Here is a 15,055-nt window from a genome sequence, read left to right on the forward strand (position 1 = left end):
GTTGGGGTAGGGCTGAAGCGGCAGTGGTAAATTTCCCATTTTTTAACGAAAAATCGTGTAGAAAAACACATAATTCGGGGAAAACGCGGGAACGGTCCTAAACGGCAAATTTTGACGAATCAAGCAGTTGGCAGAGTCGAAGTAACCGTTCCGTTCAGAATTGCCCGATTAATACGCTTAGCCAGGCCCGGTCCTTCATAAATGAAACTTGTATATACCTGAACTAAGCTTGCTCCGGCACTAAGTTTCTCCTGGGCATCTTCGGCCGAAAAAATTCCCCCAACGCCAATAATCGGAAATGCACCACCCGATTGCTGATGAAGGTATCGAATCACTTCAGTTGACCGTTCGCGTAATGGTCGTCCGCTAACTCCGCCCGCACCTATCTGCGATACTGTTGCCGCGTTTGTCTGCAAACCATCGCGGCTTATGGTCGTATTGGTGGCAATAACGCCAGCGATACCTGTTTCGGCTACAATGCTAATAATGTCATCGAGTTGCCCATTGGTTAAATCCGGGGCTATTTTCAGCAGGATCGGTTTAGGGGAGGGCCGTTGGCGATTTTCGGTTTGTAGCGCTGTCAGCAGGTGGGTTAGCGGTTCTTTTTCCTGAAGGTCGCGCAGACCTGGGGTATTGGGTGAACTAACGTTGACAACAAAATAATCGACAGCATCGAACAACTCCCGAAAACTGATCAGGTAATCATTCAGGGCACTTTCGTTCGGAGTATCTTTATTCTTGCCAATATTGCCACCAATAATCACGTTTCGGCCACCCCGATTTTGGGCAAAGTGGCGGAGCCTTCCGCCAGCTGGACCTGCCCCTTTGTTGTTGAATCCCATTCGATTGATGAGCCCGCCATCGGCTTTTAGCCGGAATAAGCGTGGACGCGGGTTGCCGGGCTGAGGCCGGGGGGTCACGGTTCCGATTTCGACAAAACCAAATCCCAGATCGCTCAATTCGCTGACCAGATCGGCATTTTTATCGAATCCTGCGGCCATACCTACCGGATTTGGAAAGGTAAGACCGAAGACCGTGCGGTGTAAACGCTGATCGTCGAGCACATATAGCTTACGGCAAATTGCCGATACACCTGGAATAGCCAGGGTAAACTTAAGCAGCGTCGTTACGGTATGGTGAATCGTTTCCGCATCAAAACGGAATAACAAAGGCAGAATGATGCGCTTATACATGGCTGCAAAGGTACTGTCTCTGCACTATAAGGCCACTAAACCCGGATAAGTTTAGCCAAATAAGTCTGATGAAAGATAGCGGTCACCCCGATCGCAGATGATACAGACAATAACTCCTGACTCCAGTTCCTGAGCCAGTTCCAACGCAGCCCATACGGCCCCGCCACTGCTCATGCCCGCGAAAACACCCTCAACATTAGCCAGTTTTCGGGTTTGCTGCGTAGCGTCGTCAGCCGAAACCTCAATGACACGATCGACCCGTTGTGGCTCAAAAATCTTCGGTAAATATTCAACCGGCCATTTCCGGATACCCGGTATCGACGACCCGTCGGTTGGCTGGCAGCCAACAATCTGTATAGACGAATTTTTCTCTTTCAGGTAGCGTGAGGTGCCCATAATAGTACCTGTAGTACCCATCGATGAGACAAAATGCGTAATCTGGCCATCGGTATCACGCCATATTTCCGGACCCGTTGTGCGGTAGTGGGCTAAGTAATTGTCGGGGTTTGCAAACTGGTTGAGCATCAGGTAACCACCTTTCTGTACCTGTTCTTCGGCAAAGTCCCTGGCCCCTTCAATGGTTTCCGTTAAAATAACCTTCGCACCGAATGCTTCCATGGTTAAGACGCGCTCACGGGTAGAATTTGAAGGCATCACCAGCTCAATGTCTATGTTGTAAAGTCGGGCAATCATGGCCAGAGCAATACCTGTGTTGCCACTGGTTGCTTCAATTAACTTCATGCCCGGCTTTAAATCTCCCCGCGATAAAGCACCCTGTATCATGCTAACGGCGGCCCTATCTTTTACGCTTCCGCCAGGGTTGTTGCCTTCAAGTTTGCCATACAATCGAACATTGGGGTTGGGGTTCAGGCGATTCAATTCTATCAACGGCGTATTGCCGACTAAATCAAGCAGGGTTGCCATGCCAATAAATCTGTGGTAATGTTGTCGTTTTAAGGACAAATGAACTTAATAAGTTCGCAGTGCGATTTTTTCAGTCAGGAAAAGTGATATTCTTTAACGTAAATCAACAGGATAATTTTTTCGAAACGTTTTTTTTTAATCACGTAATGAATTGATACTTAAAAATTTGTAAACTTGCTAGAGGTTAATCTATGCTATGTAGCTGAGTCTGCATTACTGGTTTAACTGTATCCTTATTCACACCTTTAAATATATCGATTATGAGAGTAGCTTTGATACAAAAGCCACTATCCCGCGCTTATGTCGAGCAAATTGCCCTGCAATTCGACATGCCCGACCTCACTCTCCCATTCTGGGGTTACCGTAAAAAAATGCCGATGCACCAAATTGTTCGGCTTGAGGGTGAAGGAAATTATACCCTGTTTCATTTTTCTGATGGTAGCCAGTTGATGGTTTCGTTAACACTCAAAAAAATGGAAGAGCGTCTGTCGTCAAAAGTTTTTGTTCGCCCTCACAAGAAGAACATCATTAACCTGCTCTATCTGGAGGGTATTTACCCGGATGTGCTTCAGCCGGGCCGACCGCAACTGAGCGCCTGTCTGGTAAATGGTGATCGGGTTGAAGTATCACGCCGTAAAGCGAGCCGGTTTATCAAGCAGGTAAAAGGATTTCAGGAAGAGGTGTTATTGCTGAATGTTAAACCAAAAGAGGCCGTTTTGGTCGCCTGATTGGTAACATCGTCAACGCACAGAAAGAGAAAGGCCCTGGCCAATACTGTCGGGGCCTTTCTCTTTCTGTGCAGGTTAACTGTAACTCTTATACGAAGTCCAGTTTTAGGGGCTTCGTGAAAGTTGACCGTGATTATTTCTTCTGTTTAGCCAGTTCTTCATCCCGTAAAGGTCGCCGAAGAATCTTGCCTACATTCGATTTGGGCAATTCCGTCCGGAATTCAATCTGTTTTGGAATTTTGTAAGGCGTCAGATTTTCGCGGCAGAAAGCTTTAACAGCATCAGCGGTTAAAGCCGGATCTTTTTTGACTACAAAAATCTTGACGATTTCGGTCGATTTTTCATCCGGAACACCAATGCAGGCAACCTCAAGGACGCCGGGGCACTGAGCAACCACATCTTCAATTTCATTGGGATAAACATTGAATCCTGACACCAGAATCATGTCTTTTTTGCGATCGACGATTTTGAAGAATCCATCCTCGTTCATGACGCCAATGTCGCCCGTTTTGAACCAGTCGCCCATCATGACCTGGGCTGTTTCGTCGGGGCGGTTATAATAGCCGGGAAATACCTGTGGACCGCGGGCAACAATCTCGCCTGGTTGCCCTACCGGCGCTTCAGTGCCATCTTCGAGAATAATTCTCATCGTCGTGCTTGGCCACGGAATGCCGATCGTACCAACCCGAACCGTACCATCAACGGGGTTAGAGGACAGAACGGGCGATGTTTCGGTAAGGCCATATCCTTCGCAGGGTGTGTTGCCCGTCAGTTTGGTCCAGCGCTCAGCTACAGACGTCTGCAGCGCCATACCGCCTGCCGATGTTACCCTTAAATTGCTAAAATCTACCTCACCGATGCGCGGATGGTTCAGGAGGCCATTGTAAAGTGTATTGACGCCTGTAAAAGCGGAAACTTTATATTTTTTAAGATCGTCGATAAAGGCATTCAGGTCGCGCGGATTCGTAATGAGCAGATTCATACAACCACTCTTGAGCGCTGATAAGGCATTGGTTGTCAGGGCATAGACATGATAGAGCGGTAACGCAGCGACAAAAATGCCCTGCCCTTCCGGAATACCTGATGGGGTTATCCATACGTGTTGGCCCTCTACATTGGCGACCATGTTGCGCTGAGTAAGCATGGCTCCTTTCGAGACGCCCGTCGTACCACCGGTATACTGCACGAAGGCCAGGTCGCTGCTTTTAATCGCTACAGGTTGAAACGTATGTCGGCTTCCCCGGTTTAAGGCATCATTGAACGAAATGGCGTTTGGTAAGCTATACGAAGGAACAAGTTTTTTGACGTATTTAACGACAGCGTTGACAATCTGCTTCTTAGGAAAGCCCAGCAAATCGCCAAGTTGAGTGACTACAACATGTTGAATATCGGTCTTGTCGAGTATTTTCTCCAGATTAGCCGCAAAATTGGCCAGAATTACGATCGCCTTCGCGCCGGAATCTTTAAACTGGTGCTGCATCTCGCGCGGGGTATATAGCGGATTCGTATTGACCACCGCCAGGCCAGCTCGTAACGCGCCAAACATGGCAATTGGATATTGCAGAGTGTTCGGCATTTGAATGGCCAGCCGGTCTCCTTTTTTGAGGCCCAGGTCATTCTGTAAAAAAGAGGCAAACTGCTGAGAAAGGTGGTCCAGTTCGCCATACGTGATTTGCTTACCCATGCAGGCGTAAGCTGGCCGGTCTTTGAATCGCTGACAACCTTCTTCAATCAGAGCTGCCAGTGACGGATAAGCATCGGGATTTATTTCGTAGGGAACGCCTTTAGGGTAAAAGCGGAGCCACGGGTATTTCTGATCAGTTGTGGGGGTTTCCATGTACAAGGATTGGAGTTTCTATAGCAAAAATAAAACAAAATCAGGAAAGGTTTTGTCGCATCGGGAATTTACGAAAAGGGGATATGTATTAAAATTTACCGCCCATATCCTTAGTAGCCGGTTATGATGAGGGAGCGATCAATCGGGCTATTTGGGGATTCTGTGGAATGCCTATGCATTACAACTGACTTGTCGAGAGAGTATAAACGTGGGATAACGGCACTTATTTATACGCTAAATATAGACGATTATGAATGATCAATACCCAGGTAACAGGCAGGTTTTTGTTGCGGTCGGGGCCGTAATAGGGTGGCTTGCGGTCGGGCTTCAGTTATACCTGATTATTCTGAACCGGGTCATGAGCATTCCCCTGACAATCGTTCAGTTCTTTAGCTTTTTTACCATCCTCACCAATATATTGGTTGCGCTGTGTTTTACTTTCCTATGGCTAAGACCCCAATCGGATCGGGGTAATTTTTTTGCCAGCCCGCAAACCTCAACCGCCATTGCCGTTTATATTGTTATTGTCGGGCTAGTGTACAATTTAATACTTCGTCATCTCTGGGCCCCACAAGGTTTGCAGCGCGTTGTCGATGAAGCGCTTCATTCGGTGATGCCCGTTTACTTTGCATTGTACTGGTTCATTTTTGTTCCCAAGAAAAAACTAGCCTGGGCCAATGTTCCTGTATGGTTACTTTACCCGCTTGGTTATATCGTCTATATTTTAATTCGCGGAGAGTTTTCGGGTTTGTATCCATACCCATTTATTGACGTAAGTAAATTAGGATATGCCCAGGTAATGCAGAATAGTGTCTTTTTAACGTTTGCTTTTCTAGTTATTTCCCTGCTATTCGTTGGGTTAGGAAAGGTTCTTAGCCGAAATATATAAGGAATGGGGCGTTTCGACTATTGATCATGAATCTTACCGTCTTTTCTTGGCAATATGCTGACTGTAAACTAAATTCATCAATGGATGCGGGATATTCTAAAAGTCTGGGACTGCATCATTGTTATTACAGTAACGAAATGCTTCCTGTTGCTGGCGGATAACGTTTATACTGCTAAAAAACAGCAATCCTTATTGTGCTTCATATAGTCTGAAAGTACCCGTGAACGTTCTCAATGACAAGAAAATACGGATTATCGGCCCTTTAGTTTTATTTCTGGGGGGCACGCTGTTTTTTCGGCTGGACTGGTATCTTGAACTATCAACGGGTATAGTGGTCCGGTCGGATCTGATCGGTCTAACGGCAGGATATATTTGCTGGAATATTGCTCGCTGGGTAGCCATTCAATTGCAAAAAAAGTACCCAGGATTAGCCAATACCCGCCGGCGGTTACTCTGGATGGTCCTGCTCATGCCGCTGCTGGTTAATTTTGCCTGGCTGATTCGACAGCTTGCCCATATTGCTTTTAACAACGCTTCCTACATCACGCAAACGTTGCCTAATTATACCTATTCAATTGGTATTCAGATATTTTACCATTGCATCTATTTTATCATTTACGAAGGCAGCTACATTTTAGGCGCCTGGCGACAGGCTTACAACTACAACGAACAACTCAAAAAAAATAAACTGCGTCATCAGCTTGATACGTTAAAAAGCCAGATTAATCCGCATTTTCTGTTCAATAGCCTGAACTCGCTGTCGATGCTGATCTACGAAAATCCCCGGCAGGCAGAAACATTCGTGGATGAGATCAGCAGTGTGTATCGTTACTTACTCCGGGCCAATGATCAGGAGCTAACCACGCTGGGGCTCGAATTGCAGTTTATTAAATCCTATTTTCAGCTCCTCAAAACTCGATATGGTGCGGGTATTGAGCTACACATCGCCGTCGATGAGTGGCAGTTAGAGCGCAGAATTCCCCCCTTGACACTGCAACTGCTGGTTGAGAATGCCGTCAAACACAATATAATCTTACCCAAACGGCCACTGATAATCGAGATCATCACGAAGGAATCGTTATTGGTAGTCCAGAATAATCTACAGCGAAAAAAGTCAGCGGTACCTTCCAACAAGGTGGGATTGGCGAATATTGCCGCCAAATATCGCCTTTTAGAGCAGCGCGATATCACGATCCACGAAGCTAACGGGCTGTTTGTGGTCACATTGCCATTACTGGCTAACCAATCGGAGGCTAAAGCGACACTATGAAATCCCTGGACGACACCCGACTTCGTTTGCTCGGTCCGATAGGGCTTTATGTATTCGTAAGTGTGTTTTTTCGGCTTGAACTCTATATCAATCTGCCTCTAAATAGATTTTTGGTTAGCGTTACCATTGCGCTGACGTCCGGTATTATCTGCTGGCAGCTTGCCCGCTGGGTAGTGCTCAGGATTCAGCAACGCTACCCTGGCCTGACGAATACCCGCCAACGCCTGTTGTGGCTGTTGGCAAGTCTACCGCTCTTAGTCGGGTTTGCCTGGCTTCTACGCCATCTGGTTCGTTTTCTGATTGAAGGTACGTTTCAGTATTATAGCACCCCCGTTGAGCTAAGCCGTAATATTGGCATCCAGATTTTCTATCACTTTATTTACTTCGCTCTGTATGAGGGCTGGTACATCTTGCAGGAGTGGCAACGCGAAACAGTGGAAACCAGCACCCTGGAGAAAGTATCCCTGCAAAGTCAGCTCATTTCACTTCAACATCAGGTAAATCCGCATTTTCTGTTCAATAGCCTTAATTCCCTATCGTCACTGATTGGCGACAGTCCCGTTCAGGCCGATGTGTTTCTGGGCGAGTTAACGGCCGTTTTCCGTTACCTGCTGCAAGCCAGTGAGCAGCAACTGGTTCCTTTACGCGATGAGATTGCGTTTATTCGATCGTATTTTCACTTATTACAAACCCGTTATCAAACGGGCCTGATACTGGATTTGTCGGTTGATACATCGGAGGATCAGGGCCTGATTCCACCGCTGACGCTTCAGGTATTGGTCGAGAATGCCGTGCGCTACAACGCCATTCTACCCGGCAAGCCGCTCCATGTCCGCATTTATACAACCGCTGACCAACGACTGTATGTAGCCAACACGCTCCAGCCCAAGAGCCTCCGGGTCGAAACGGCGGGTGGTGGGTTAAGTAACTTAGTCACTCGATACGAATTGCTCAATGAAGGCAAACTGGTGATCGAAGAGCAGCCGGGGTGGTTCATTGTCAGCCTGCCACTAATGAGCGAAGGAAGAATAGCAGAAGTAGGGTGAACGAAATGCCAACATGTATAGCCTGGATGAGTAATCGGCTTAAGGCGATTCGCTTACACGCTATTTGCTAATGGTCAACAGAAGAAAATCTAAAAACAGAGAGTCGATTAGGCAAAATCTCAGCGTCAGTCAAAAGGCAAACCTTTTAGGAATGATTTTAACCGTTTGACAATGGGCCGTTCTTACCCTCCATAAGATGAGCGTAATCATTAACCCGCTCAATAAACCATTCCCCATTCTGGTATTTAACTACGGTTAGGCTTGTATTGGCTAGATTGATTTTATGAGTCATGGATGGAGATGAATTTAATAGCCTGCGCAACAGGCATTTAATGGCAATGCCATGCGTAACAACGGCAATTTTGGCTGTAGATTCCAAGCCAAATAATGACTCTAAAAAGGTATACATTCGCTCCTCTACTTCAAATTGGCTTTCCCCACCAGGGGCTTTGTGATGCCAGTTGTTACTGTTGATAGCAGCTAATTGGTCAACTGTATATATTGTTTTTCGTAGTTGCCCTTCCCAGTCGCCCTGGCTTAATTCCTGTAAGCGATCTTCCCAAATGATCGGTGTCATGGGTGCCACTGTATCCCGCAGACAGATAGCCGTTTGCTTCGTTCGCTCGGCAGGAGATGAATACCAGCAATCAAAGTCTATTCCCTCACGTTTCAACCGATTAGCTAATGCGATTGCCTGTTGCTCGCCTGCTTTCGAGAGCGGATAATGATTGGATCTTCCGCCAATTAAATGGTGATTTAAATTGCCCTGACTTTCGGCATGGCGTATTAAATAAAAGTCCATAGACAGGTTTTTACAATTAAAGGGAATGGATTATTGAACGCGATAATACCGACCGGGCAGTACGTTTATTCCTCAGCCAACATAAGAATCCGTGAATTGATTACAGGGTTGTTGTTCCTCCATTGTTTTTCAGGCGCGTCATAAAGTATTTAGGTAAATTGAATGGATTATCAATGTATTGGAAAAAATGTGTCAAATTTTAGGAGTTGCGCGTAGGGGTAGAAACGAGTGAAGCGGTCATATCCGGGAGGCTGACAATCGGCTTCACGGATTGATAAATCGTAAACACAAGTATGAAAACGTTACTACTGCATCTCAGCGCATGTCTTTTGATCATTAGCCAGGCGTATGCACAGGATACCCTCAATAAGCAAAAGGACCGCCAGAATCGTTATCCCAAACGAGCTGCCCAGATTGGCTTTATTCCGCCGTTAAGTACCAATGGACTGGAGAGCGGAAAGGTCAGTAACCGCTTCTCCTTAAATGCATTGGGCAGCTATGCCGCAGCACTGGACGGCGTCGAGATGAGTGGTCTATTCAATATCGAAAAAGACTATGTCGATGGCGTTCAATTCGCCGGAATCGTCAACAGCGTAGGCAATGAACTGGAAGGTGCTCAATTCGCCGGAATCACTAACATTGTCGGTGGCAATGTCCACGGATCGCAATTTGGTGGTATTGCGAATGTAGTCGGAAAAGGGATGAAAGGGGCTCAATTTGCCGGTATTGCCAACCTGGTTGGGCAGGATATTCGTGGCGTTCAGATTGCCGGAATCGCTAACATTGCCAACGCTGTAACTGGACCCCAAATCGCCGGAATTGTTAACATTGCTGGTCGGATCAAAGGCGCTCAAATTGGTCTGATAAACATTGCCCAAGATATCGATGGGCCCCAGATTGGGTTGATCAGCCTTTCTCCTAACGGTTATCGCCGTTTTGAGGTGTGGGCTAGTGATGCGCTACACGCCAACGTGGCCTTTAAAATGGGGGGTAATCGTCAGTTCTACAATATTTTCGCCCTTGGCGCTACTGTGCCGACAACAAATCGGAACCGCTGGGGTTACGGATACGGCATTGGTACAAACCAGCCAATAGGCAAGCGAGTCCAGTTGAGCCTTGAAGCCATTTCGTATCAGATTCATGAAGAAAACACGACCTGGGACCAGCTCAATATGCTGAATCAGGCACGGTTCAGCTTCATCTTCCCCATTCGCAACCGAATGGCCTTCACTCTGACTCCAACTTTCAATGTACAGGTATCTCGACTGGAAGTAGCCGAAGGTATTGGCTCGGAATGGGTGGGCTGGTCCGTTTATGACCACTTAACGGATAACGGGACGCGCGTCCGGATGTGGCCGGGTGCTACTGTAGGATTACAATTTTAGAATACCATATTAGCCATATCTAATGTACTTATGGCGAAAAACGGAGCGTCTTGTTATAAATGCGAATTCGTGAGTAAAGCAGTCGATGCGGTGATGTGATGTCGTTTGTTAACGATGTGATGTCGGTTTTGAGAAACCGACACAATGGGGACGGTTCGCCGATGCGACGGTTCGCCGATGCGACGGTTCGCCGATGCGACGGTTCGCCGATGCGATGCTCCAAACCTCATCACTCTATGCCGGATGTGGTTTGGAGAAACCGCAGAGGTTAGGTTCTTTAACCTGACCTCACGCACTCCACTAACTGGTGGTAAAGCGGTTAGCCATCGCAGCAACTTTACGGAGTTAATTACCCCACCAATAAAAAAAGCCGAAAATCAGTGTTTGATTATGTAGAGCCTTCGCCGAATAGTGGCGATCACCTGGCCCGGTTTTGCTCCGTTTCGGCAGTTGATTTGCTGCGGTAACCGGTTTTGAGTGGTTTTCCAAAGCGATACGTGAGGCTGATAGTGAAATTGGAAGTCGGATAAGTCCTGTTAAAATAGATGTCCGTTTCGCCTACGCTGTATGTACCTGCCACGTTGGTCTGATGAAATAGATCGTTGGCCGTAAACCGGAGTTTCCATGCGTTTTTGAAGAAATCCTTTTCCAGACCGAGCGTAACCGTAGCCCTGCTCTTGTTGTAATAAAGCCCGTAATACCTGTCGCCCAGATACCAGGCCAGGAGCTGTATTTTGACCAGGTTTTTGATCGTAAATGTATTGCTGGTGTACGCATAAAGCTGGGGACGTGGCTTGATCAGTTCAAAACCGTACTGATTATCAATAGACTTACTTTGGCTCAGTGTGACGGTGTTGGTGGTATTCCACCAGCCAACCGTCAACGTGGCCGAGCCGGAAAGGAAAAAGGTATGATCTCTTTCGAGGTTAATGCCTTTAAGTACGTAACTGTTTGGGCCATCGCCCCGCAAAGCGGCACCGCTTATGGGATCAAGCGTATAATTGTAACCTGCTCGTAGATCAAATTGCCTGTAGTTCATGCCGATTTCAAACGCGTGGACCTTCTCGGGGCGCAAGCCGGGATTTCCCTGAATACTCGTGAAGGGGTCCTGATAAATCACCCAGGGGTTCAGGGCCTGGTATCGGGGGCGGGTGATCTTGGCCACATAGGAAAGCCGGAAGGCCAGGTCGTCCGAAACGGTTTTGGTAAGTAAAAAATTGGGGAAAACATTAAAATAGCTTTTCTGAATCACCTGCCCGGCTCCGGCCGTTGTGTTGAGGTTATAATGCGTCCATTCGTTCCTGAGCCCGGCCCCAAAGCGGACGCTTTTACTGATTGCGCCAGAATAATTGATATAGGCCGCCGGTAACCACTCGGTATAGTCAAACTGGCTGGATAATTTCGGGTCAGGCTGAAAATATTCTCCGGAAGCAGCAACGAGAAAATCCGTTCCCGACGCGGTTTTCGCATACGTAAGTTTCAAACCGGTTTCGAGTTTTTTATGGCTTCCAAATGCCTTGGTATAATCGATCTGGGTACTGAAAATAGTAATGTGGTAGGACTGGTCGTTTTTGAGCCGTCGTGTGAAAGTGCTGTCATTTAAGGCATTGTTTTCGCTGATCTGGTCGCGGACGTCCGTACGGAAACGGGCAACCTGGCTACCTATGAAGAAAGCTGATCCGAGGGAGTCCAGCGTCCGGTTGTAGTTGAAAATCAGTGAATGGTTCAGCCTCTTTTCGTTTTTGGCGAGCCTGCTGTTGTAAATACCCTGGTTAATCGCATCTGTGATGGTATTCCGGCTGTCCTGACTGCCCCCTAACTTATCCAGATTACCCTTGTAACCGAGCGAGAAGTACGTATTTTCACTGAGATTGTACTGGATTCCGACCCCATAGCTTGAATAATTGCGAAGTTTCCGCTGCCAATCGGTCGTTAAATCGGAGTGGAGAAAGTTGGTTGTGGCAGGCCGGGTTCGGGTCGTGTGAAGTATCTCCCGATCGTGGCCAGCTCGAAGTGTATAATTTGCAGCAATCGTTAGTTTGCCTTTCCTGTAATTCAGGTCTGACAACGTATTGCTTTCTCCACCGGCAAAATCTGAATAGGTATACTGTTGGGTAATAGAACCGGTCGTGCCTTTTTCTGCATTCGCTTTGGTAATGATCCGGATCACTGCCTTGCCTTCAGCGTCGTACCGGGACGATGGGTTGGCAATAATTTCTACCCGGACGATCTGGCTGACTGGAATAGCTGCCAACTGGTCATAGGTAATTGCCTGGCTGTTCAGGAAAAGTAGCGCTTCGCCCTTACCGACCACACTAATACGCCCTTCGTTGAAGGTGACTCCGGGCGATCGTTCCAGAATCTGGCTTACAGACGTACTACCCGCCAGGATGGTGCCGGTAACCTGTACGTCCACACTGCCGTTGCTCCCCTGTCTGACTAATGGCGCCTGGCCGCTGATACGCACTTCATTTAATTGAAAATTATGCTCCTGCATCACAATCATACCCAGATTCTGTTGCGGCTGACCATCATTATGGATGCGAATGAGCGTATCCGCAAAGGACAGGCTACTTAAACGGAGCATAGCATTTGTTTGCCGTATCGCCGGAAAAGACACGACGCCATCCGGAAATAAGCCGCTTTTTAGTACCGCAGAGTCGGGAATGGAAAGTAGCCTTGCATGCACGGCAATGGGTTCCCGACTGGCATTGATTATCCTGACATTCAAGGAATAAACCTGCTGACCAATTGCTGAACGGGTCAGAGTGAGCAGGATGCCTGTTAAACACAGTAAGCCAACTAGTTTCATGGCTGATTTTGGATGGATTTTGTCTGATCCAAAAATCAGCAGTTAACCGACGGCGTAGGTTCGGTAAACGGAAATCAGGAGTATGAATTTATAAAACCGTACCCGGTCTAGAGGCTAATGGATTGATTGGTAGCTTGTTGGTAATTGAAGGGCGTAACCCCTTTTAGCTTTTTGAAGGCGGCAAAAAAGGTCGATTTAGCATTAAAACCTACCTCATAACCGATCGCTTCGAGAGTAAACCGCTGGTCGATCGTCATCATCCTGCACGCTTCCTCTATCCTGAATTCGTTGATATACGTGGTGAAATTCTTGCCCAGGTGCTCATTGAGCAGTGCCGATAGCTGATGTCCGGAAATCTGTATTTCGCGCGACAGCTCATGAAGTTTCAGATCCGGATTTTTGTAAAGAGCCTTTTCCACCATCACTTTTTCCAGTTTGGCAAGCCATAGTTCAGCGTCACTTTCCGCCAACTTTTTAGCGACGGGTTTGGCCGGTAAAAGCAGAAAGAGTTCGTCGGTTTTTTTTCGGTAAAAAAGGATAGTCACAGCCAGGTAAAGGATCAGGGAAAAAGCAATGGCCCCGCTGATATAGGAAGCGAAAGGGGCGTTGATCAGGGAGGAAAAATAAAACAGGAAGATAATGGCATTGCCTGTGAAGATCATGGAGATCCAGGTTTCAGCAGGCTTCATTTGATAAGACCGAATGAAAACTTTTCCGAGCAGGTCCTGTATGACAAATCCTGAGGCAAGCAGGAAGCAGAACCATTGCAGATAGATGACTTTGGCAAAATAGCTATTCCAAAGTCCAGAATAAGCTGAATAAGGAAACCAGATACCAATTGTCAGGGTAAGGGTGGCCAGCAAAACGAGTGTCCAGATCCAGCTTTTTGGTAATTTTATTAACGGTTTTATGGCCGAGCGCACAAAAAAGTACAAAAAAGGGCCGATGAAAAAGCAGGCCGAAAGGCCGATTTGGAGGTAAATTTTGGGTAGTTTTCCGTCAAAATAAAGAAAAACCGATTTTCCGACCCTAATGCTCAAAGCGAGCAGCAATGCCCCCAGAAAGTAGTTAGCCAGATACTTTTTTTTGGTAAAAAATAGCAGAAATAACCCCAGGACAAGTCCGTTGAACGCGCCCAATGCACTGAAAAAGAATAGAATCTCTTTGCCGGTATTCATCGTTGTTGAACAGGTTGCTCTATCAAATGTAACGGATTGAAACCCTCATTTCAAGCGCCCATTTACGTCTCGCATAGCGGGGACTCACACAAGGAATAAGTAGGTGGCGAACCAACCGTGAAAAGTATAAGAAATCAGTAGAAATAGTTAAATGCGTCTGGTACGATAGCGGGAGCTTTGTAACAGCATTACAATGTTTCGAAAATGAAATCAAACGCAAAAAAAATCGCCCTGGTAACGGGAGGAAGCCGGGGTTTGGGGAAAGATATGGCACTGAGTCTTGCCAGAAAGGGTAACGATGTCATCGTTACATACCATTCGCAAAAAGAGGAGGCATTGACGGTTGTAGCGGAGATCGAACTGATGGGTCAGCGGGCTGCTGCATTGCCACTGAATACAGGAGCAGTAAAAAGCTTTGATGCTTTTCTGACCGCATTGCAGGATATTCTGAAAAACAAATTTCAAGCTGACCACTTTGATTTTTTGGTAAACAATGCCGGGCATGGAATAACGGTACCGTCATTTGCGATGACAACGGAAGAGCAATTTGACGAACTCATGAATGTTCACCTCAAAGGTGTATTCTTTCTGACGCAAAAAGTACGGCCTTATCTCAACGATGGAGGAGCGATTGTGAACATTTCCACAGGTTTGACCCGATTTTCCTATCCGGGCAGTGGTGCCTATGCCAGCATGAAATCGGCCATTGAAACCCTGACAAAATACATGGCTAAAGAATTAGGATCGCGCTTTATCCGGGCTAATGTGGTAGCCCCCGGCGCTATTGCTACCGATTTTAATGGTGGGCGATTGCGGGAAACGCCACAGGTTCAGGAGCATATAAAATCCATTACGGCGCTTCCCCGAATTGGTCAGGCCGATGATATTGGGGGCGTTGTTGCCTTTTTGTGTTCGGAGGAGGCTAAGTGGGTCAATGCCCAGCGCATCGAAGTATCCGGTGGCATGTATCTCTAAGTTATATTCGTAAATA

Annotated in this window: 13 protein-coding genes; 6 read left to right on the forward strand and 7 right to left on the reverse strand. The window is 47.0% G+C overall.

Features of this window, described 5'->3' with window-relative positions; all coding sequences use genetic code 11:
- Nucleotides 1-119: 119 nt before the first annotated feature.
- Nucleotides 120-1,193, reverse strand: a complete 1,074-nt coding sequence (locus tag GJR95_RS25995; protein WP_162388635.1) for a quinone-dependent dihydroorotate dehydrogenase — start codon at nucleotides 1,191-1,193, stop codon at nucleotides 120-122.
- Between the two features lie 51 nt (nucleotides 1,194-1,244).
- Nucleotides 1,245-2,117, reverse strand: a complete 873-nt coding sequence (gene cysM, locus GJR95_RS26000) for a cysteine synthase CysM (RefSeq protein ID WP_162388636.1) — start codon at nucleotides 2,115-2,117, stop codon at nucleotides 1,245-1,247.
- 260 nt (nucleotides 2,118-2,377) lie between these two features.
- Between cysM and GJR95_RS26005 the strand changes: the two genes are divergently transcribed.
- Entirely contained in the window at nucleotides 2,378-2,845 is a 468-nt protein-coding gene (locus GJR95_RS26005) for a LytR/AlgR family response regulator transcription factor (RefSeq protein ID WP_162388637.1), read from the forward strand.
- Between the two features lie 133 nt (nucleotides 2,846-2,978).
- Here the strand turns inward: GJR95_RS26005 and GJR95_RS26010 are convergent, their stop codons facing one another.
- Entirely contained in the window at nucleotides 2,979-4,682 is a 1,704-nt protein-coding gene (locus GJR95_RS26010) for an AMP-binding protein (RefSeq protein WP_162388638.1), read from the reverse strand.
- Between the two features lie 250 nt (nucleotides 4,683-4,932).
- On the opposite strand from GJR95_RS26010, the gene GJR95_RS26015 reads away from it, so the two are divergent.
- The 3 genes from GJR95_RS26015 (at nucleotide 4,933) to GJR95_RS26025 (ending at nucleotide 7,887) form a co-directional block, all read left to right on the forward strand.
- Complete coding sequence (locus GJR95_RS26015; protein ID WP_162388639.1) at nucleotides 4,933-5,571, forward strand: Pr6Pr family membrane protein; 639 nt, start codon at nucleotides 4,933-4,935, stop codon at nucleotides 5,569-5,571.
- Between the two features lie 220 nt (nucleotides 5,572-5,791).
- On the forward strand, nucleotides 5,792-6,841 hold the full coding sequence (locus GJR95_RS26020; RefSeq protein WP_162388640.1) for a sensor histidine kinase: 1,050 nt from the start codon (nucleotides 5,792-5,794) through the stop codon (nucleotides 6,839-6,841).
- Nucleotides 6,838-7,887, forward strand: coding sequence for a sensor histidine kinase (locus tag GJR95_RS26025; protein WP_162388641.1), 1,050 nt, complete (start codon nucleotides 6,838-6,840; stop codon nucleotides 7,885-7,887). Before GJR95_RS26020 ends, GJR95_RS26025 begins: the two co-directional genes overlap by 4 nt.
- A gap of 157 nt (nucleotides 7,888-8,044) precedes the next feature.
- Here the strand turns inward: GJR95_RS26025 and GJR95_RS26030 are convergent, their stop codons facing one another.
- The gene (locus GJR95_RS26030) at nucleotides 8,045-8,689 is read right to left on the reverse strand and encodes a histidine phosphatase family protein (protein ID WP_162388642.1); all 645 of its coding nucleotides are present in this window, start codon (nucleotides 8,687-8,689) and stop codon (nucleotides 8,045-8,047) included.
- Between the two features lie 293 nt (nucleotides 8,690-8,982).
- On the opposite strand from GJR95_RS26030, the gene GJR95_RS26035 reads away from it, so the two are divergent.
- A complete protein-coding gene (locus tag GJR95_RS26035; RefSeq protein WP_162388643.1) occupies nucleotides 8,983-10,074 on the forward strand; it encodes a hypothetical protein in 1,092 nt (363 codons plus the stop codon).
- 28 nt (nucleotides 10,075-10,102) lie between these two features.
- Here the strand turns inward: GJR95_RS26035 and GJR95_RS42290 are convergent, their stop codons facing one another.
- From GJR95_RS42290 to GJR95_RS26050, 3 genes are all read right to left on the reverse strand, one after another.
- Entirely contained in the window at nucleotides 10,103-10,297 is a 195-nt protein-coding gene (locus GJR95_RS42290; protein WP_162388644.1) for a hypothetical protein, read from the reverse strand.
- 195 nt (nucleotides 10,298-10,492) lie between these two features.
- On the reverse strand, nucleotides 10,493-12,886 hold the full coding sequence (locus tag GJR95_RS26045) for an outer membrane beta-barrel family protein (RefSeq protein WP_162388645.1): 2,394 nt from the start codon (nucleotides 12,884-12,886) through the stop codon (nucleotides 10,493-10,495).
- A 107-nt stretch (nucleotides 12,887-12,993) separates the two neighbouring features.
- Nucleotides 12,994-14,064, reverse strand: coding sequence for a helix-turn-helix domain-containing protein (locus GJR95_RS26050; RefSeq protein ID WP_162388646.1), 1,071 nt, complete (start codon nucleotides 14,062-14,064; stop codon nucleotides 12,994-12,996).
- A 204-nt stretch (nucleotides 14,065-14,268) separates the two neighbouring features.
- Here GJR95_RS26050 and GJR95_RS26055 point away from each other — a divergent pair, with 204 nt between their 5' ends.
- Nucleotides 14,269-15,039: an SDR family NAD(P)-dependent oxidoreductase gene (locus tag GJR95_RS26055; protein ID WP_162388647.1), complete on the forward strand. Its 771-nt coding sequence runs from the start codon at nucleotides 14,269-14,271 to the stop codon at nucleotides 15,037-15,039.
- Nucleotides 15,040-15,055 lie beyond the last annotated feature (16 nt).

Origin of the sequence: Spirosoma endbachense (assembly GCF_010233585.1) — a bacterium.
Lineage (GTDB): Bacteria > Bacteroidota > Bacteroidia > Cytophagales > Spirosomataceae > Spirosoma > Spirosoma endbachense.